This window comes from uncultured Tenacibaculum sp., from assembly GCF_947494125.1.
In the GTDB taxonomy this organism is placed as follows: domain Bacteria; phylum Bacteroidota; class Bacteroidia; order Flavobacteriales; family Flavobacteriaceae; genus Polaribacter.
This window is the reverse complement of record NZ_CANLTU010000001.1, coordinates 173,478-193,281: the sequence shown is the minus strand read 5'-3', so window position 1 is coordinate 193,281 and position 19,804 is coordinate 173,478. Positions and strand designations below refer to the sequence as shown.

Annotated in this window: 24 protein-coding genes; 18 read left to right on the top strand and 6 right to left on the bottom strand. The window is 29.8% G+C overall.

Annotated elements, in window-relative coordinates; genetic code table 11:
* From feoB to Q0881_RS00840, 3 genes are all read left to right on the top strand, one after another.
* Positions 1-2,106 (top strand): ferrous iron transport protein B, encoded by a 2,106-nt coding sequence (gene feoB / locus Q0881_RS00850; RefSeq protein WP_299156065.1) that lies wholly within the window; start codon positions 1-3, stop codon positions 2,104-2,106.
* A complete protein-coding gene (locus Q0881_RS00845; protein ID WP_299156063.1) occupies positions 2,103-2,222 on the top strand; it encodes a FeoB-associated Cys-rich membrane protein in 120 nt (39 codons plus the stop codon). Before feoB ends, Q0881_RS00845 begins: the two co-directional genes overlap by 4 nt.
* A 101-nt stretch (positions 2,223-2,323) precedes the next feature.
* Entirely contained in the window at positions 2,324-2,827 is a 504-nt protein-coding gene (locus Q0881_RS00840) for a DUF3575 domain-containing protein (RefSeq protein ID WP_299156061.1), read from the top strand.
* Between the two features lie 70 nt (positions 2,828-2,897).
* Here Q0881_RS00840 and Q0881_RS00835 read toward each other — a convergent pair whose 3' ends face one another.
* The 3 genes from Q0881_RS00835 to Q0881_RS00825 form a co-directional block, all read right to left on the bottom strand.
* On the bottom strand, positions 2,898-3,353 hold the full coding sequence (locus Q0881_RS00835; protein ID WP_299156059.1) for a nuclear transport factor 2 family protein: 456 nt from the start codon (positions 3,351-3,353) through the stop codon (positions 2,898-2,900).
* An 84-nt stretch (positions 3,354-3,437) separates the two neighbouring features.
* On the bottom strand, positions 3,438-4,733 hold the full coding sequence (gene brnQ / locus Q0881_RS00830) for a branched-chain amino acid transport system II carrier protein (RefSeq protein ID WP_299156057.1): 1,296 nt from the start codon (positions 4,731-4,733) through the stop codon (positions 3,438-3,440).
* The gene (locus Q0881_RS00825) at positions 4,726-5,316 is read right to left on the bottom strand and encodes a hypothetical protein (protein WP_299156056.1); all 591 of its coding nucleotides are present in this window, start codon (positions 5,314-5,316) and stop codon (positions 4,726-4,728) included. The genes brnQ and Q0881_RS00825 overlap by 8 nt, the downstream gene beginning before the upstream one ends.
* An 11-nt stretch (positions 5,317-5,327) precedes the next feature.
* Here Q0881_RS00825 and Q0881_RS00820 point away from each other — a divergent pair, with 11 nt between their 5' ends.
* The 3 genes from Q0881_RS00820 to upp all read left to right on the top strand — a co-directional run bounded on the left by Q0881_RS00820 (position 5,328) and on the right by upp (position 7,458).
* Complete coding sequence (locus tag Q0881_RS00820; protein WP_299156054.1) at positions 5,328-6,104, top strand: alpha/beta hydrolase; 777 nt, start codon at positions 5,328-5,330, stop codon at positions 6,102-6,104.
* A 56-nt stretch (positions 6,105-6,160) separates the two neighbouring features.
* On the top strand, positions 6,161-6,733 hold the full coding sequence (locus Q0881_RS00815; RefSeq protein ID WP_299156051.1) for a hypothetical protein: 573 nt from the start codon (positions 6,161-6,163) through the stop codon (positions 6,731-6,733).
* 71 nt (positions 6,734-6,804) lie between these two features.
* Positions 6,805-7,458, top strand: a complete 654-nt coding sequence (gene upp / locus Q0881_RS00810) for a uracil phosphoribosyltransferase (protein ID WP_299156049.1) — start codon at positions 6,805-6,807, stop codon at positions 7,456-7,458.
* A 2-nt stretch (positions 7,459-7,460) separates the two neighbouring features.
* On the opposite strand, the gene Q0881_RS00805 is transcribed toward upp, so the two are convergent.
* A complete protein-coding gene (locus Q0881_RS00805) occupies positions 7,461-8,363 on the bottom strand; it encodes a DUF6427 family protein (RefSeq protein ID WP_299156047.1) in 903 nt (300 codons plus the stop codon).
* Positions 8,364-8,405: 42 nt separating this feature from the next.
* Between Q0881_RS00805 and Q0881_RS00800 the strand changes: the two genes are divergently transcribed.
* From Q0881_RS00800 to Q0881_RS00785, 4 genes are all read left to right on the top strand, one after another.
* Entirely contained in the window at positions 8,406-8,624 is a 219-nt protein-coding gene (locus Q0881_RS00800; protein ID WP_299156046.1) for a hypothetical protein, read from the top strand.
* A 12-nt stretch (positions 8,625-8,636) separates the two neighbouring features.
* On the top strand, positions 8,637-9,308 hold the full coding sequence (trmB, locus tag Q0881_RS00795) for a tRNA (guanosine(46)-N7)-methyltransferase TrmB (protein ID WP_299156044.1): 672 nt from the start codon (positions 8,637-8,639) through the stop codon (positions 9,306-9,308).
* A 97-nt stretch (positions 9,309-9,405) separates the two neighbouring features.
* Positions 9,406-10,017: a hypothetical protein gene (locus tag Q0881_RS00790; protein WP_299156042.1), complete on the top strand. Its 612-nt coding sequence runs from the start codon at positions 9,406-9,408 to the stop codon at positions 10,015-10,017.
* Positions 10,018-10,020: 3 nt separating this feature from the next.
* A complete protein-coding gene (locus Q0881_RS00785; protein ID WP_299156040.1) occupies positions 10,021-10,347 on the top strand; it encodes an MGMT family protein in 327 nt (108 codons plus the stop codon).
* Here the strand turns inward: Q0881_RS00785 and Q0881_RS00780 are convergent.
* Positions 10,342-11,238, bottom strand: coding sequence for a sterol desaturase family protein (locus tag Q0881_RS00780; RefSeq protein ID WP_299156038.1), 897 nt, complete (start codon positions 11,236-11,238; stop codon positions 10,342-10,344). The two genes, Q0881_RS00785 and Q0881_RS00780, sit on opposite strands and share 6 nt — an antisense overlap.
* Before the next feature lie 127 nt (positions 11,239-11,365).
* On the opposite strand from Q0881_RS00780, the gene Q0881_RS00775 reads away from it, so the two are divergent.
* The 5 genes from Q0881_RS00775 (at position 11,366) to Q0881_RS00755 (ending at position 15,109) form a co-directional block, all read left to right on the top strand.
* The gene (locus tag Q0881_RS00775) at positions 11,366-12,496 is read left to right on the top strand and encodes an Mrp/NBP35 family ATP-binding protein (protein WP_299156037.1); all 1,131 of its coding nucleotides are present in this window, start codon (positions 11,366-11,368) and stop codon (positions 12,494-12,496) included.
* A gap of 9 nt (positions 12,497-12,505) precedes the next feature.
* The gene (locus Q0881_RS00770; RefSeq protein ID WP_299156035.1) at positions 12,506-12,742 is read left to right on the top strand and encodes a NifU family protein; all 237 of its coding nucleotides are present in this window, start codon (positions 12,506-12,508) and stop codon (positions 12,740-12,742) included.
* A 64-nt stretch (positions 12,743-12,806) separates the two neighbouring features.
* Positions 12,807-13,862 carry an NAD(P)/FAD-dependent oxidoreductase gene (locus Q0881_RS00765; RefSeq protein ID WP_299156033.1) on the top strand — a complete coding sequence of 352 codons (1,056 nt, stop codon included), beginning with the start codon at positions 12,807-12,809 and terminating at the stop codon, positions 13,860-13,862.
* A gap of 16 nt (positions 13,863-13,878) precedes the next feature.
* Positions 13,879-14,775 (top strand): sterol desaturase family protein, encoded by an 897-nt coding sequence (locus tag Q0881_RS00760; RefSeq protein WP_299156031.1) that lies wholly within the window; start codon positions 13,879-13,881, stop codon positions 14,773-14,775.
* Position 14,776: 1 nt separating this feature from the next.
* Entirely contained in the window at positions 14,777-15,109 is a 333-nt protein-coding gene (locus Q0881_RS00755) for a 2Fe-2S iron-sulfur cluster-binding protein (protein ID WP_299156029.1), read from the top strand.
* 30 nt (positions 15,110-15,139) lie between these two features.
* On the opposite strand, the gene Q0881_RS00750 is transcribed toward Q0881_RS00755, so the two are convergent.
* Positions 15,140-15,730, bottom strand: a complete 591-nt coding sequence (locus Q0881_RS00750; protein ID WP_299156027.1) for a flavodoxin — start codon at positions 15,728-15,730, stop codon at positions 15,140-15,142.
* 52 nt (positions 15,731-15,782) lie between these two features.
* On the opposite strand from Q0881_RS00750, the gene Q0881_RS00745 reads away from it, so the two are divergent.
* The 3 genes from Q0881_RS00745 to Q0881_RS00735 are packed head-to-tail and all read left to right on the top strand — an operon-like array spanning position 15,783 to position 19,802.
* Positions 15,783-17,300, top strand: coding sequence for an aspartate aminotransferase family protein (locus Q0881_RS00745; protein WP_299156025.1), 1,518 nt, complete (start codon positions 15,783-15,785; stop codon positions 17,298-17,300).
* The gene (locus Q0881_RS00740; RefSeq protein WP_299156023.1) at positions 17,300-18,622 is read left to right on the top strand and encodes a lysine N(6)-hydroxylase/L-ornithine N(5)-oxygenase family protein; all 1,323 of its coding nucleotides are present in this window, start codon (positions 17,300-17,302) and stop codon (positions 18,620-18,622) included. Before Q0881_RS00745 ends, Q0881_RS00740 begins: the two co-directional genes overlap by 1 nt.
* Before the next feature lie 4 nt (positions 18,623-18,626).
* Positions 18,627-19,802, top strand: coding sequence for an MFS transporter (locus Q0881_RS00735; RefSeq protein WP_299156021.1), 1,176 nt, complete (start codon positions 18,627-18,629; stop codon positions 19,800-19,802).
* Positions 19,803-19,804 lie beyond the last annotated feature (2 nt).

Genomic DNA, 19,804 nt, shown 5'->3' with positions numbered 1-19,804 from the left:
ATGAGCAAACGTACTAAAGTAGCATTAATAGGTAATCCAAATACAGGGAAAACATCGTTATTTAATCAGCTAACAGGTTTAAGCCAAAAAGTTGGGAATTATCCAGGGGTAACTGTTGATAAAAAACAAGGACTATGTAAGTTGCCAAATGGCACTTCTGCAATAATTACTGATTTACCAGGAACGTATAGTATCAATCCAACATCAATAGACGAAAGTATTGTTTTAAAAACGTTATTAACTACAACAGAAGAAGATAAACCAGATGTAATTGTTGTAGTTGCCGATGTTGAAAACTTAAAGAGAAACTTACTACTTTTTACTCAAATACAAGATTTAGGAATTCCAGTAATTTTAGCCTTGAACATGGCAGATCAATTACAACGAAAAGGAATTTCAATAGACATTGATAGTTTGCAAAAAGAATTGCACACTAAAGTGATTTTAATGTCTGCAAGAAATAATGAAGGCGTTAATGATTTAAAGGAAGAAATAGTAAATTATAAAACGATCACAACCTATTCTAATTTTAATGAAATCTCATCTAAAATAGATGTTGATTATTTTAATGAGTTGTCAGAAAAAAGCACAAATTTTTCAGTTTATGAGTTGTGGTTGATGTATACCAAACAATATACATCTTTGCTTTCTAGTGAAGAAAATGAGAAGCTTCAAATGTTTGGACATGATGTGTCTAAACAAAAAAAGTATCAGCATAAAGAAACAATTTATCGATATCAAAAAATAAATTCAATTTTAAAGAAAACGTATAAAGTAGATGCATCTCAAGCAACAGATTTAAGATCTAAATTAGATAGCATTTTTACTCATAAAATATTTGGTTATGTTTTTTTCTTTGGATTATTACTATTGATTTTTCAATCTGTTTTTGATTGGGCATCAACACCAATGGATTTTATTGATGGACTGTTTGCTAACATTGCAGAGTTTACAAAATCTAAACTTCCTGAAGGGATGTTTACAGATTTATTAACCGATGGTATTATTCCTGGAATTGGAGGGGTTGTTATATTTATTCCACAAATAGCAATCTTATTTTTATTCATTGCTCTTTTAGAGGAAACGGGTTATATGAGTAGAGTTGTCTTTTTAATGGATAAAATTATGAGGCGCTTTGGTATGAGTGGTAAAAGTGTAATACCTTTAATTTCGGGTACAGCATGTGCAATACCAGCAATTATGGCAACTCGTACTATTTCTAGTTGGAAAGAACGATTAATTACAATTTTGGTAACACCGTTTACTACATGTTCGGCACGTTTACCAGTATATGCTATTTTAATAGCTTTAATTATCCCAGATACTAAAGTTTTAGGTTTTATAAGTTTACAAGGAATAACGTTGCTAGGCCTGTATGTTCTTGGTTTTGGGGCTGCAATTATTGCTGCATTTATTTTACATAAGACATTAAAAATTAAAAGTAATTCGTTTTTTGTTATAGAAATGCCAAACTATAAGCTACCATCTGCTAAAAATGTATTTCTGGATGTATTAGAAAAAACGAAAGCTTTTGTTTTTGGAGCGGGTAAAATTATACTAGCGATATCAATAGTTTTATGGTTTTTAGCGTCGCATGGTCCTTCATCATTTGATAATGTTGAAAAAAACATAACTGAAAATACAGTTAATCAACAGTTGTCAGAACAAGAATTAGCGCAAAAAATAGCTTCGGCAAAATTAGAGAATTCTTATATTGGTATAGCGGGTAAAACTATAGAGCCAGTAGTGAAACCTTTAGGATATGATTGGAAAATAGGAATTGGATTAATAGCTTCATTTGCAGCAAGAGAAGTGTTTATAGGAACTTTGGCTACTATTTATAGTGTTGAAAATAATGATGAAGATATATCTACCATTAAACAAAAAATGGCTTCTGAGGTAAATACCTTTACAGGAGAGAAACAGTTTAATTTTGCAACAGGAATTTCTTTATTATTGTTTTATGCCTTTGCAATGCAATGTATGGCAACTTTAGCGATAGTAAAAAGAGAAACTAAAAGTTGGAAATGGCCAATGATACAATTAGTTGGTATGGGAGCTTTAGCATATTTATCCGCTTTTATAGCATATCAAATATTAAAATGATGCAAGAAATAATTACATATATATTCGTTGGTTTAGCAGTGTTTTTTTTGGTAAAGAAGTTTTTTTTCAAAACAAAAAACGATAAAAATTGCAATACAGATTGTAACTGTTCTTAAAATTAAAGTAATACTTTCTTGTGTGTGTATTTCAACAAAAAATGTATGTTTGTGGTACTATAATTGATAGTACTATTTAAAATATTAATAAAAAGTTAAATATGAAAAAAATATTTTTAGGAGCAGTACTTTTTATCAGCTCATTTACACAAGCTCAGCAAGAAGTAAAAGTAGATTTACTAGATGCATTAGCATTTAAAACATTAGAGGTTTCTTATGAGTATTATACAAGTGAAAGATCATCAGTTGGTGTTTCGGCTTTGTTTAATTTTGAGAAAAGATCAGCTGATTTTCGCTATAATGAAAAACGAATGATTACACCATACTTTCGTCATTATTTTACAAATAATAGAAACTGGAATTACTTTGGTGAAGTTTTTTTAGGAATTAATACCGGAGAAAAAGAAATTGATATAGTTGGTAGTAACTTAAAACAATATAAAGAATATACAGATGGAGCCTTAGGTATAGCTATAGGATCTAAATATATTTCTGGAGGAGGATTTGTGGTTGATGTTTATGGTGGATTAGGTAGAAATATGTTTTCTTCAGAATCTCGTTCTGTAGTACCAAGAGTTGGTATTAATTTAGGTTATAGATTTTAATTTACTTCTTAAATTAAAAATATAAATACCCGAACTTTAATTAGTTTGGGTATTCTTTTTATGAAAAAGATTAATCTTTTAAAGAGAATTTAGGTTTAGACTGCCAGATGATATTGATAGACTTCCAACCATCTTTAGTTTTTACCATATTCAAATAATCAATACCCCAAACAGCAGTAACTTTTGCAACTGCAATTTTATCAGAAACTTCTAAAATATTAACTTCTCTAATTGATTTTTCATTGGCTCTATTACCTTTTGCATTCCAGCGTTTAGCTAAAGCAATTAATTTATCAAAAGGCATTTCAGATTTATTAGAAAACTTCCCTTTCTTTTTATCGAACCACCAGCCAACTTTTCTAACATCTTTATGGACACTTTTATAAGCTAAAGTCGTATCAGCTTTATAAAAAGTATCAATATAATTATAAGCAGCTTGTTTAACATCTTTAATTGCTTGCTCTTTTTTTTGTGCAGATAATTGAATTGTAAAAAGTAAAATGATTAAATAATATAAAGCTTTCATGATTTTTGATTTTCATCAAAAATAGTTAATTGTTTGATTTTTAAACGTTAATGAGTTATTAAAAACATTTTTTGTTATTCAGCTTTAAGTTCTGATTCTGGTTTTTTTTGTTAGGTTAATCCCAATAAAACTCAAAACTGCTGGTAATACCCAACCTAAACTTTCATTCGCAAAGGGAATTAAATTTTTAACTCCAACTAAATTCTCTCGTGGAATTACAAATCCTAAAAAATCAGGAATACTAAATATAAAAGTCGTTATTACTACAGTTTTAAAAACTATTGGTGAAGTCCATTTTTCAGGTAATACGTTTAATAAAATTAATACGATTGTTATTGGGTAAATAAACATTAAGACTGGTAAAGCAATTACAATTATAGAATGGAAATCCATTTGCCCAACCAAAACACCAATTATACACGCTGTGACAGCAGTAATAATATAGACTTTTTGAGAGTCTTTAAATAATCCTTTAAAATAATCAGCAGTACCAGTTATAATACCAACAGCAGTTGTAAAGCAAGCTAATGCAATCAAAATACTTAAAAATGCATTCCCAATATTTCCTAAGGTTGCAATACTAATTCCACGGAGTAAATTGGCTCTTTGCATATCGCCACTTAATGTGTTATCAACTAAAATTTCTGAACCATAAAATGCTCCTACAGAAATCAATCCAGCATAAATTATAAAAAGACCTATACCAGCAATGATTCCAGCTTTTTTTATCAGTTCTTTTTTATCTTCAAAAGAATCATGTCCTTTCAATTTTAAAGAAATAATAACTACACCACCTACTACTACAGCTCCAATAGCATCAAAAGTTTGATAACCTTCTAGTAATCCTGCAACAATTGGTGTAGTATATGTGCTCGGATTCATAAGCATATCACTCGAGAATAATCCAATACCAATTACTAAAACTAAAATCAAGACTATAAAAGGTGTTAGATATTTACCAATAAGGTTTAAGATTTTAGATCTGTTTAAAACAAAAACTAAAACCAACAAAAAATAAACACAACTTGTTAGCAATGGGCTTGTGCCAAAAAATGGATGAATAGCAATTTCATGTGTTGCAGATGCAGTTCTAGGCGATGGAATTGCAATAGAAATTATATAAATAATAATAGAATATATTAAACTAAAAGTGGGAGATACTTTTTTACCAAAATCGTATAAAGTTCCTTGTAGTTTTGAGTGTGCTAAAATCCCAATAATTGGAATTATAACAGATGTAACCATAAAACCAATAATTACCCAAAACCAATTTTCACCTGCATTATAACCTAATAAAGGCGGTAATAATAAATTTCCTGCTCCGAAGAATAGAGAAAAAAGAGCAAACCCAGTGATAAATATCTCTTTAGTTTTATTCATTTTTAGTTGATTTTTTTATTAAGAGAAATATGAAATTAATTATTATATATAAGAAGCTAATACTAATGATTATAAACTTTGTAAAAGCAAAATAATAAGCTAATGATACCCAAAACTGACTAAGATTACCTAAAAGTAATTGTATTAATCCAATGTTTTCAATAGCATCAAAAATACCAGCTAGAAACTGACCAAAAATAATTACAACTCCTATTGAATAAAAAGAACGGTTGGTCCATAGTTTTTTATTTAATTTATGAATTAATAAAGCAATTAATGATGAGTAGAGAATTAGAAATAAAAAATCTAAGCCTAAACTTATACCAGCACTAATTTTAGATTGAATATCCCAAGAACTTATAATAGCTTTAGAAGAATCCAAATTATTAGTTAATTCAAAAGAGATGATTCCGTGTTTGCAAGTTTCATTAGTTAAAAAACTATCTAAAACGATCATAAAGAAACCAACTATAATGGTAGAAAAAATTAAAAAAAAAGTGATTTTTTTTTCTGCTTTTTTAGATAATTGAGGAAATGGAGAGGTAAGCATGGTTTTTAGAATAAATACTAGCGAAAGATACATATTTTTGCAAGATGCAAGAATTTATCATTTATAAAAATAGTAAAATAGCGTATTCGGATGTGGGTAAAGGAAGTGCGATTGTTTTACTTCACGGATTTCTCGAAAACTCTACAATGTGGAATGATATTGTAGAGAAGTTAAAAAAGAGTAATCGTATAATTTGTATTGATTTATTAGGTCATGGAAATTCAGAATGTATAGGTTATGTACATTCAATGGAGGATATGGCAGATGCAGTAAAAGCTGTTTTAAAAGAGTTAAAAATCCGAAGGTCAATATTTATAGGGCATTCAATGGGAGGGTATGTGTCTTTAGCATTTGCAGAGAAATATTTAGAGTGTGTAAAAGGGTTATGTTTACTAAACTCAACATCGCAAGCAGATTCGGAGGAACGCAAAGAATTACGTTTAAAAGCATGTAAATTAGCTCAAACTAATTATATTAATTTAGTAAAAATGTCTATTGCAAATTTATTTGTAGAAGAAACTAGAAAACAATTTTCTCTAGAAATAGAACAAATAAAACAAGAAGCTATAAAAACGCCAGTTCAAGGATATATTGCTGCAACCAAAGGAATGTGCTTAAGAAAGAATAAAGAAAATGTTTTACAGCAAATAAATAAACGTTTGATTATAAATGGAAAAAAAGACTCTGTAATAGATATAAAGTCAATAACTAACGAAGCAGAAAATACAAATACACCAATTGAATTTTTATCAAATGGTCATATGAGCTATATTGAAAATAGAGAAGAGGTTATAAAAATGTTAAAGATATTTGTAAAATAATTAGTGGCATAAAACTTGTTTTTGAGGTAGCTTAAATTTAAACTAAACATTAAGTTATGAAGAACAAATTACTACTATCAATTGCAACAATCTTCTTAGTATCTTTTTCAACGTTTTCACAAGAAAACACCAATTTAAAATCATTATTTAAAACAGACTTTAATTTTTCAGGGTTAGGAATTTCCTATGAAGTACCGCTAGCGAAAAAATGGACTGTAGATTTAAGTACAGGTATTGGAGCATCATATCGTGTAAGTAATGGAATGGAAGCTAATTGGACTATAAATAAAGCACCATCAGCATATTTTAAATCTGAATTCAAGTACATCTATAATAGAGAAAAACGATTTAAAGACGGAAAAAACAATTCAAATAATTCAGGAAATTACTGGGCTTTTCAAACAAAGTATACTACAAAAAGGTTCTCTGAAGCAATTGGAGAAAAACCAGGGAATAATGTATTAATGAACGAAGTTCATTGGGGAATGCAAAGATCTTTGGGAGGTAATTGGTTACTAAATGTACATTTTGGATTAGGCTTTGCTAAGGATTTTGATATTCCAAAATGGTTAGATAGCACAACGATTTATCCAGCAGTAGGACTTAAATTCTCTTATGTCATTTTTTAAAAAAATTAAAAAACTTCATCACATCAGATGGAGTTTTTCTTTTTTGTAATTTCGCAGGAAATAACTAAAATATGCACATTCATCACCTAGCCCAAGAAAATTCTATACTTAATAAGTTCTTAGCAGAAATTAGAGACGTTAACGTACAAAAAGATTCTATGCGTTTTCGTAGAAATATAGAAAGAATAGGAGAGGTTCTAGGGTATGAATTAAGTAAGAAGTTACCTTTTGAAAATAAGGATGTTAAAACTCCTTTAGGTGTTAAGCCTACAAAATTGCCAGTTAATGATGTTGTTTTATGTTCAATATTAAGAGCAGGATTACCTTTGCATAATGGATTGTTAAACTATTTTGATGACGCTGAAAATGCTTTTATATCTGCATACCGTCACCACCCAAATAATGATGAAGAATTTGAAATTGTTGTAGAGTATTTTGCTTCACCATCAATAGATGGTAAAACATTATTATTGGTAGATCCAATGTTAGCAACAGGACGCTCTTTAGTCGCAGTTTATGAAGCTATAAAAAAATACGGAACGCCTAAAGAAATTAAAATAGTATCAGTAATAGGTTCATCAGAAGGAGTAGATTATATTAAAGAAATTTTTCCCAAAGACACTGATTTATGGATCGCTGATATTGATAAAAACCTTAACGATAAAGGTTATATAATTCCTGGTTTAGGAGATGCCGGAGATTTAGCTTTTGGAGCTAAAATGTAGTTTTAAATAAAATTGGCAATTATAGAGCTTGCGAGCGCTGCTATTATTATTAAATCTGCAAACCACTTTTTTTGAAATAATTCTAAACCATTTGCTAAGATTATAGAGATGGGGAAGAAAGAGAATAGTAATTCGCTACCAGTTTTATCTTTAATTAAAAATATTATTGATAAAGAAACTGTTAAGTGGGTTAAAGTTAATATCCAATTTTTTCTAAAACTATTAAGAACGGCTAAAGCTTTAGGGCTTTTTAGTAGTATTGCTGATAGGGTGAAAAAAGAAACAAAAATTACAGGAAACAAATATTTAGTCTGTAAATAAAAATCTAAATCGAAAGAAAAGTTCCAGTTAAAAAGAAGATAAAAATCTTGAGTTTTATCGTACCAAAAGCAATACGTATAATATAAAAAAACAGGGCTACCAAAACCAATTAAAGGAATTAATAAGGTTTGATAAGTAAAACGTTGGTGTAAATAAATTGACAAATACAGTAAAACAATGAATATAGCTGTATAAGGCTCAATTAAAAAAGAAATACCAAGCCATAAACCACCATCAAATAATTTATGAAAAGTGTTTTTTGATGATTGTATACTGTATACTTTACGTAAAAAAAGCAATACAGTTAAGCAAGCAAAAAAAGTATTGTTAATAGTTAAAGTATCAGAGAAAAAACCTAAAAGTATTACAAAAAATAGAAAAGCATAAGAATTATCAAAAGTTAATTGATTCTTAGCAATAATAAAATTGTAAACAGAAAAAACAACAATAAACCAAAGTAGTTCCTTAAAAAGGTTAAAAGATAATTCTTTAGAAAATAGACCTAAAGAAAAGTAAATTAAAAAGAGTGCAAAAAGCACTACAAAATTTACAGGTTTAGATTTACCGAAAAAATTGGCTAACATCGTTTCTTTTTATATTTTTGCAAACGTAAAGATAATCAAGTTATGTTAGGATTAAATATTTTTAGATTAATAGGAAATTTTTTTGAGTTGTTATTCGTTCCTTTTAAATGGTTACGTTTAGAAGTAGCTAAAGGAAGTGCAGGATGGTGGACTTCAAATGCAGTAAACTGGTTTTTCTTAGCAATATTAGTAGTGCTATTTGCTTACTGGATGAAAGAAGCTGCTAGGTTTTCACGTGAAGGAACAGAAGATAGAGCTTAATTTCTATATACATTGGGAAGCAAAAACAAATTAAAACGTTTCAAAGAAAATGAAACGTTTGCTAATGTACTTCAACCATCAAGGGAAGAAGTAACTGGTGATTTTCCTTTAAAAGGAAAATGGAATACTTTTTTTAAAAACGATAATCCTATTGTTTTAGAATTAGGTTGTGGTAAAGGAGAATACACAATTGCATTAGCAGAAAAAAATCCAAATAAAAATTTTATTGGTATAGATATTAAAGGAGCTCGTTTTTGGCGTGGTGCTAAAACTGCTATTGAAAACAACATGCAAAATGTTGCCTTTATTAGAACGCAAATAGAATTAGTTGATTATATTTTTGCAGAAAATGAAGTTGATGAAATATGGATTACTTTCCCAGATCCACAAATAAAATACCAACGTACTAAGCATCGAATGACGAATGCTACTTTTTTAAAGAAATACCATCATATTTTAAAAGAAGATGGTATTATGAATTTGAAAACCGATAGCGAATTTATGCATGGGTATACGTTAGGTTTGTTACATGGAGAAGGCCATGAAATAATACATGCAAATCATAATGTGTATAAAAATGAAGGAGCTCCAGAAGAAGTAACATCAACACAAACTTTTTATGAAAAACAATATTTAGAAGTTGGAAAACCAATTACTTATATACGTTTTAAGTTAAAATACTAGTTGATTTAAAATTTATAAAGAATTTTTTAAACTATTTTTCCGAAAGGAAAACCTACTATTTTCGTCAAACTTAAAGTAAAGTATAAAACTCGCAAAAATGATATTATCACATTTGGCTTTAGGATTTGTAACCTCCTATATAGGTTATACACCGCCAAGTATGTTAAATATCACTGCGAGTAAAATTTGTATAGAAAACAATAGAAAAATAGCATATCAATTTGCCTTTGGAGCTTCAGTAATTGTATTGCTTCAAGTATTGTTAGCAGTACTACTATCTACTTTTATTAATGACTATCCTCAGATAATAATTTGGGTGAAAAAGATAGCAATATTCGTTTTTGCAATAATTTCTGTAACTTTTATATACAAAGGAATATCTAAAACAAAGCAAAAAGAAAGTAAGCCTATAAAAAATGGATTCTTTTTTGGTTTGTCTCTTTCTTCAGTTAATATGTTTGCTATACCCTTTTTTGCTGTAGCGCATTCATCATTTGTAATGCATGGCTGGGCAATGTCTGGACTTATCTGTACGTCGGTTTTTGGAATAGGTACAGTTTTAGGAACTTTTGCTATTTTAAGTAGTTACCTTTTTTTTGCACAAAAATTTGAAAATAAATTAATAGAATATTCTAAATACTTTACTATTTTAATAGGATTAATAACGGGCTTTATAGCAATATATTCAGCAATAAAATTATACTTTTAATAAATGGAAAAATCAGATAATTTTTTTGAAAAGGTATATGAAGTTGCACGTTTAATACCGCATGGAAGAGTAACAAGTTATGGAGCAATTGCAACTTATTTAGGAGCTGCACGTTCTGCAAGAATGGTAGGTTGGGCAATGAACAATTCAGGAGCAAAAAATGTACCAGCACATAGGGTTGTAAATAGAATAGGATTGCTTACAGGAAAGCAACACTTCGATGGTACAAACCTTATGCAACAATTATTAGAAAGTGAAGGTATAGTAGTAATAGAAAATCAGATTCAAGATTTCGATAAGATTTTTTGGAATCCTTCAGGAGAATTATAAATCCTTTTTAATTTTAGTTCTTAATTCTTTAGTAGTTAGGCTGCTTTTATCATGACTCCAACCTGGAGGCATTAATAAGTATTTAATTCCATTACTTAAACTACTACTATTAAAAACTCTTTTTAGCATACTTTTCCACTCGTGAAACTCAACTTTAAATAAATTATGAGTTTTAATATTTGAAGTTAAACCATAAGTAGGCGTTTCTTCTTCTTTTTGAAAAGTACCAAATATTTTGTCCCAAATAATTAACACACCAGCATGATTTTTATCTAAATATTTTAAATTAGAGCCATGATGTACTCTATGATGTGAAGGAGTATTAAAAACAAATTCAAACCATTTTGGAAGTTTTTTTATTTTTTCAGTATGAATCCAATATTGGTAAATAAAATTTAAAGTTTTAATAGCAAAAATTTGCAAAGGATGGAAACCTACAAAAGGCAACCAAACCCAAAATAGAAAATGACCTGTAACATCGTAGGTCCATGTTTTTCGTAAAGCTGTTGAAAAATTAAAACGCTCAGAAGAATGATGCACTACATGACTTGCCCAGTAAAATGATACTGTATGAGAAATTCTATGTCCCCAATAAAAAACAAAATCATCTAAAAAGAATAGAACAATCCAAGAAATCCATGTATTGTATTCAATTGTAAACAATCTAAAATTATCATAAACATAAAAGAAAACTAAAAGTTTTAATGATTTTGTTAGTAGAGAAATAACAAAAAATACTAGTCCAGAAATAATATTTACACTAGAATCTTTGAGCTCATGATTTTGATTTCGATCTTTCCAACCAAGGTAAATTTCTATTAAAATTAATAGAACAAATATTGGAATTGCAAGCGGATATGCTAATGAGTTTATTTGATTAATAAGATCCATAGATTAGCGAAAATACTAAAAATAAATATTGCTTATAAATCTATAAATAATCACAATCTAAAGACTTTATTTTATGAGGGCTAAAGCGTATCTTTGTAATTTAGAATTAATATAATTAATTACTCTAATGAGTTTTAAGAAACAAGATATATACAAGGCGTTAGAAACTATTACAGCACCTGGAGAAGGTAAAAGTTTAGTAGAAAACGAGAATATAAAAAACGTAGTAGCTTTTGGTGAAGAGGTTATAGTAGATGTAACAATTTCAAATCCATCATTACAAGCAAAAAAGAAAGTTGAAGTAGAAATAATGAAGGCAATTCACCAACATGTCGGTCAAAAGATTGATGTTAAAGTGAATGTTAAGGTTGAGGTTCAGCAAAAAGAAAATCCAAACCAGATTAGAGGAAAAGAAATTCCAAATATTCAAAACATTATAGCAGTAGCATCAGGAAAAGGAGGAGTAGGGAAATCTACAATTACTTCTAATATGGCTGTGTCTTTAGCTAAAATGGGATTTAAAGTAGGGATTTTAGATGCTGATGTTTATGGACCATCACAACATTTAATGTTTAATGTGGAACAAGAAAAGCCATTAGCTGTAAATGTAAACGGGCGTTCTAAAATGAAACCAGTAGAAAATTACGGAGTTAAATTATTATCTCTAGGTTTTTTCACAAATCCAAATCAAGCAGTAATTTGGCGTGGACCTATGGCTTCAAAAGCATTAAATCAATTAATTTTTGATGCAGATTGGGGAGAGTTAGATTTTCTATTAATCGATTTACCACCAGGTACAGGAGACGTGCACTTATCAATAGTACAAGCAGTTCCAATTAACGGAGCAGTAGTTGTAAGTACACCACAAAACATTGCTTTAGCAGATGCTAAGAAAGGAGTAGCAATGTTTCAACAAGAAAATATTAATGTGCCAGTTTTAGGTATTGTAGAAAACATGGCATATTTTACACCAGCTGAATTGCCAGATAACAAATATTATATATTTGGAGAAGGAGGCGCTAAAAATTTGGCTGAAGATATAGAAACTAGTTTCTTAGGAGAAATTCCATTGGTTCAAAGTATTCGTGAAGCAGGAGATGCTGGTCATCCAGTTGCTTTACAAGATAATACACCTTTAGAAAAAGCATTTACCGATGTAACTAAAGAAATGATTTCTCAATTATTAAAAAGAAATGCAAATTTACCACCAACAGAAGTAGTACGTATTACAACAATGAGTGGTTGCAGCACTAAATAATCAAAGATTATGACAGCAACAGAAACAAAAAACAATGTAGAAAAGGCTTTAGAAGAAATTCGCCCATTTTTAGTAAGTGATGGCGGAAATATTAAGTTATTATCTATTGAAAATAATACAGTAAAGGTACAATTAGAGGGAGCATGTAGTGGTTGTTCAGTAAACCAAATGACGTTAAAAAACGGAGTTGAGGCAACGATAAAAAAGTATGCACCAGAAATTGAAGAAGTAATTAATATAGGATAACTGATAAATATCAGTTTATATAAAGGTTGCAAGTAATACATTTACCCGATTTTATTATTTTAAAATGATTAAGACAGATATACTCATTATCGGTGCAGGTCCTACTGGATTATTCACCGTTTTTGAAGCAGGATTATTAAAGCTAAAATGTCATTTAATTGACGCATTGCCACAACCAGGAGGTCAATGTTCAGAAATATATCCTAAAAAACCAATATTCGATATTCCAGCATATCCAGAAATTTTAGCAGGAGATTTAACTGATAAATTGATGGAACAAATAAAACAGTTTGAACCAGGGTTTACTTTAGGAGAACGTGCTGATACTATTGAAAAACAAGAAGACGGATCTTTTATTGTAACTACGAATAAAGGAACAAAACACCAAGCACCAGTAGTAGCTATTGCTGGTGGATTAGGAAGTTTTGAACCACGTAAACCACCTATTCCTAATATCGCAAATTTTGAAGATAAAGGAGTAGAATATATGATTCGAGAACCAGAATTGTATCGCGATAAAGATGTAGTAATTGCAGGTGGTGGAGATTCGGCCTTAGATTGGTCTATTTTTTTAGCAGATGTAGCATCTTCAGTAACATTAATTCATAGAAGAAATGAATTTAGAGGAGCTTTAGATTCTGTAGATAAAGTGCAAGAATTAAAAGATGCAGGTAAAATTAATTTAATTACACCAGCAGAAGTTAAAGGAATTGCAGGAGAAGATAAAGTAACAGGAGTTATAGTAGCACCAAAAGATAAAGAACAATTTACATTAGCATGTGATCATTTTATTCCATTATTTGGATTGGCACCTAAATTAGGGCCTATTGCAAATTGGGGATTAGAAATAGAAAAAAATGCAATTAAAGTAAATAATGCTTTAGATTATCAAACAAATATCCCAGGTGTTTATGCAATTGGTGATGTAAATACATATCCGGGGAAATTAAAGTTAATTTTATGTGGATTTCATGAGGCAACGCTAATGTGTCAAAGTGCGTTTCAACGTATTTTTCCAGATAAAAAATATGTAATGAAATATACAACAGTAGGTGGAGTTACAGGTTTCGATGGAACTAAGAAAGAAGCACCAAAGGCAGTTGTTAAAAAAATTGAATAATCTTTTTAAATAGTAAATGACTATAACTGATTACATACAACAATTATCAGAAGATAAACTTCTATATTTTGCATTGCCAGTGTTTTTTATTTCTATGTTGGTAGAATACAAAATAGCGAAAGAAAAGTACCATGGAAAAGATACAGGAGTATCGCTTATGATGATGGTATTTTCAGCAATTATAGAATTTATACCTAAAATTGTAGCTTTTATTGTTTTTTTCTATTTGTATGAATTAAGTCCATTAAAAGGAATAGTACAACGACAGTGGTGGGCGTGGATTTTATTGTTTTTTGCAGATGATTTCGCTTACTATTGGTTTCACCGATTAAATCATGAAGTACGTTTATTTTGGGCAGGTCATGTTCCGCATCATTCATCAATACACATGAATTTAGGAACGGCATTACGCCAAGGAGTAGGAGAACGTATTCATAAATTCTTTTTTTGGTTATGGATTCCATTACTAGGTTTTGATCCTTTAATGATGTTTACCATGATGGGAATTAGTTTAATCTATCAGTTTTTTGTGCATACAGAATTGGTAAATAAATTGCCAAAACCTATAGAGCTTATATTTAATACGCCTTCACACCACAGAGTACATCATGCATCAAATATTCGTTATTTAGATTGTAATCATGCTGGAATGTTAATTATCTGGGATCGTATGTTTGGAACGTTTTCAGAAGAATTGATTGAAGTAGATAAACCAGTTTTTGGATTAACTGTTAATATTGAAACCTATAATCCAATAAAAGTCGCTACCCACGAATATAGTGCTATTTGGAAAGATGTAAAGCGAGCAGATAAGTTTTCTGATAAGTTGAATTATATTTTTAATTCTCCAGGTTGGACTCATGACGGAGAAGATAAGAGAGCAAAGACACTACGTAAAGAAATGAATTTGTAATATGGAACAAGACATTACTATAAAAATCACAGATAGAGACGGTGTTTTACACGAAATACAAGCGCCAACAGATATGGCAATGAACTTAATGGAAGTAGTTCGTTCTTATGAATTGGCACCAGAGGGTACAATTGGTATTTGTGGCGGTATGGCAATGTGTGCATCGTGCCAATGTTATGTGAAATCTGATCATGAATTACCAGAAATGGGAGATGATGAAGACGCAATGTTAGCTGAAGCCTTTTATGTAGAAGATAATAGCCGATTAGGATGTCAAATACAAATGACACCCGAATTGGAAGGACTAGAAGTAGAACTAGCTCCAGAAAGTTAAAAATACAGAATAGCTTAAGTTTTATTAAACTTAAGCTATTAATTTTTCTTTTAATATCGATAACCAAGTCGATAGTCTTTCTTGCGTTAATTCTGGCTGATTATCTTCATCCAACGCCAACCCATAAAATAAATTCTCTCCGTCTATTTTAGCTTTTGATTCTGTATAATCATAGCCATCTGTTGACCAATGCCCAATTATTTCTCCACCGTTTTCTATAATAACTTCAGCTAGCATACCTACACCGTCAATAAAATATTCACCATAACCATATTGATCTCCTAAGCCAAATAAAGCAATTTTTTTGTTAGAAAAATCAATGGTTTTGAACTCATCAAAATAAGATTCCCAATCGCTTTGTAAATCACCATCATACCAAGTAGATAATCCTAAAAAGAGAATATCCATCCTCTCAAAGTCAGATTTAGTTACTTGCGATACTTCAATTACTTCTATTTCACTTTCATTCCATTCATCAACAATAGTATGCGTAACTTCTTCCGTCATACCAGTATCAGAGCCATAAATTAAACCAATATTTGTATCCATTTTTTTATTTTTAAGACTAAAATTCTTTTCGTTTTGCGTCTTTTTAATTTCTAATCGCGTCATTTTTTTCATGAAGCGGAATATATTTTTGCAATATAGAAACTATTAAGACTAAATAAAAATAATGATTCTTAAAGAAAGCCCTTCATTAAAAGAATTGTCATTAAATAACCATTTGTTTAATGATGAGTCAGTAAAATTATACGAGGAGTATACGCTAAAAACACTTACTTATATTCAAAAATTTTTATCGAATAGAAAATTTTATAAAGGAGATGAGTTAGTAGAAATACAAAATGACAAACTTGCTGCAAAGCTAGATAATATTGAAGGAATACAATCATTAGATAATGCTTTAGAGCAGTTAAATGATTTGTATATAAAGAAAGCAATAGCTTTTCATAACCCAAATTATGTAGCCCACTTAAATTGCCCAATAACATTACCGTCAATTGTTGCAGAAATGATAGCCACGACTATTAATACTGCGGTAGAAACATGGGATCAGAGTACATCAGCAACTTTTATAGAGCAAGAAGTTATTCGTTGGATTTGTAATGCTTTTGAATTTCCAGAAAGTTCAGATGGTGTGTTTACAAGTGGAGGAACACAATCGAACTTTATGGCATTGTTAATGGCTCGTGACGATTATGCATTTGAAAATTTTGGAATCAATATTAAACAAAATGGTTGGTCTGATGAGATAAGTAAATTTAGAATCTTTTGCTCTGAGAAAGCACATTTTAGCATACAAAAAAATGCTGCTTTGTTAGGAATGGGCTATGATGCAGTAATTCCTATAAAAGCAGATGCTAAAATGCGAATGGACGCTAATGAATTAGTCTTGGCTATAGAAAAAACAAAACAAGAAGGTAATATTCCTATTGCAGTTGTAGCTACGTTAGGAACTACAGATTATGGTAGTTTTGATCCGTTAGAAACCATAGGTAGGGTTGCTAAAGAGCATAAAATGTGGTTGCACATAGATGGAGCATACGGAGGATGTTATGTGCTTACAGATACACATAAACACTATTTTAAAGGATCGGAAATTGCAGATTCTATTACAATAGATTTTCATAAAACATTATTTCAACCGGTAAGTTGTAGTGCCTTTTTAGCGAAGAACAAACAACATTTTAAGTATGTATCTTATTATGCTGATTATTTAAACCCTCTTGAAAATAAAGATCAACAACGTCCAAATTTAATTGAAAAATCAATTCAAACCACTCGAAGGTTTGATGCTCTAAAAGTTTGGCTAACGCTTAAGACATTAGGAACAAAAACAATAACGTCTTATTTAGAAGAAGTACATAATCTAACGAAGCGAGTGCATGAGAAAATGAGTGTTAATCCAAATTTTGAATTAGCACATGTACCTGAATTAAGTACTGTTGTTTTTAGGTATAAAAACTCGGAAGCAGCACATGAACCAACTCATGATAAAGTAAATCTACATATTAAAAACACATTGTTTGCATCTGGAAAAGCTTCAATAGCAAGTACAAAATTAAATGGTAGTATTTATTTAAAATTCACATTGTTGAATCCGAAGAACACAATAAATAATCTTCTAAATATTATTGAAATGATTGAGGAAACAGGGAAAAAATATCAACCTAAAACAGAATTATTATAATGAAAAGTACAATCGCAGATTTTATAGCTATAGGAGTAGGACCTTTCAATTTAGGATTGGCATGTTTAACTGAACCTATTGAGGATTTAAATGGTGTTTTTTTAGATAGAAAAGAGAAGTTCGATTGGCATCCAGGTATGTTGTTAGAAGATACAACATTGCAAGTTCCTTTTATGGCAGATTTAGTAACATTAGCAGATCCAACAAATCCGTTTAGTTTTTTAAATTATATAAAAGAACAAGGAAGAATTTATTCTTTTTATATACGCGAAAACTTTTTGTTATTGCGAAATGAGTACAATCAATATTGTCAATGGGCAATTAAAAAATTACCGAATGTTCATTTTAATACAAATGTTACGCATATAAATTATGATGAAAAAGAAGGAGTTTATATTGTAACAAGTGTTTGTACAAAAACAGATGAACTTAAAATATACAAAGCAAAAAAATTAGTATTAGGAACAGGAACTCAACCATATATTCCAGCGTGTAGTAAAAAGTTAAAAGGTAAGGCAATACACTCATCAAAGTATTTAGATAATAAAGAGAACTTACAAGAGCAAAAGAAAATTACTATTTTAGGAAGTGGACAAAGTGCTGCCGAAATATTTTTTGATTTATTACAAGAAATAGATACAAAGGGGTATGAATTAAATTGGATTACACGTTCTCCACGTTTCTTCCCTCTAGAATATTCTAAGTTAACATTAGAAATGACTTCTCCTGAGTATGTGGATTACTTTTACAATTTACCACCTCAAAAAAGAGATCATCTTATTAAAAATCAAAAACATTTATACAAAGGAGTAAATCAAGATTTAATAGGAGCAATTCACGATACTTTATATGCTAAAAGAGTAATTGCAACAGAGCCTTTAAAAGTATCCTTACGTACAAATACTGAGTTAAAAGAAACGGAATTAAAAGAAGATTCAATTAGTTTAGAATTGCATCAAGTAGAACAAGATAAATATTTTAAACACGAAACCGAAGGTTTAGTATTAGCTACAGGATATGGTTACTATTTACCAGAATTTATTGAAGGAATTTCAGATAGAATTCAATGGGATGAACAAAGTCGTTTTGATGTAAATAGGAATTATAGTGTTGACAAAAACAACAATGAAATTTTTGTACAAAATGCAGAACTACATACACATGGTTTTGTAACTCCAGATTTAGGAATGGTTGCTTATAGAAATTCTTATATAATTAAAGAAATAACAGGAATAGAGCACTACCCTATTGAGCAAAAAATAGCATTTCAACAGTTTGATGTTTCACAAGAGGAAGAAATTCAATTAAATGTTTTAGCATAAAAAGATGAAGCTAAAAACATTTTTAATAGTAATGACATTGGTTGCAGTGGTAAGCGATTATTTACTGCATCCATTTTATCCTCAATTTTTTGAGCTTCGTTTTGGAATGACAAATCCCAAAAATGTAGGATATTATTTTGCAGCTATTTGTTTTATGGTAATGATAGCGTTTCCGTTTTGGGCATATGTATCTAAGAAAGTTTCAGAACTAAACATTTTAATATATACACAAGCTATTGCTGGTGTATTAGCCCTGTATTGCTATTATACAACGTCGTATATTAATTTTTGGATGGTATCATTAATCATGGTACTATTTAAAGGAAGTTATTTATTGGTATACCCTTACATTTTAAAAATCATAACCAAAGAAGAACACCCAAGTACAATTGGATTACTTTCTGTTGTGGTACACTTGGGAGGAATTTTAGGAGCAGTATTAGGAGGAATCACAGTAGATTATATAGCACCAAGCAGTATTTTTTTAATAATGGCCGCAGGAGATTTTATTCAAATGAGTATGAGTGCTTATTTATTAAAAAGTAAAAAGTATGCTACCGATTTAATTATTTCTGAAGAACCTGAGAATGTAGATAAGAAAATTATACCTAAAGGGTTTATTTTAAAATTAGGGTTTATAACCTTAATACTTTATTTCAGTGATTTTTTAATACGACCATTTTTTTCGTTGTACTGGGAAAGTATCTCTGCTTATAAAAGCAGGTTCGTATCAGGAACTATTTATGCAATACCTGGTTTTGTTGCTCTAGTAGCTTTGTGGATTAATAATAAACGGAAATCACATGGACATCAAGGAATTATAAATGCACTATTTATTGGCTTAATAGGTCTTGTATTACAAGGAATACCAAATGAAGCAGTCGTTGTTTTAGGACGTGTTATTTATGGATGGGCAATTTTTCAAGGAGTCGTAAAATTCGATATTTTATTATTTGAATTAAGTACTCCAGAATCGTATTCGGTAGACTATAGTAAAATACATTTTTTTCAAAATTTAGGCGTTTTATTGGCTTCTTTAAATGTTGGAATTATAGTAGATAACTTTGGTTTACGAATGCCTTTTGCAATTGCCTTAGGAGGATTTTTAGTAACCTTAGTATTATACTTCTTTGTGTTTAAATCGGTACGAAGAGTTCATAAACAATTAGCAAAAGCCTAAGA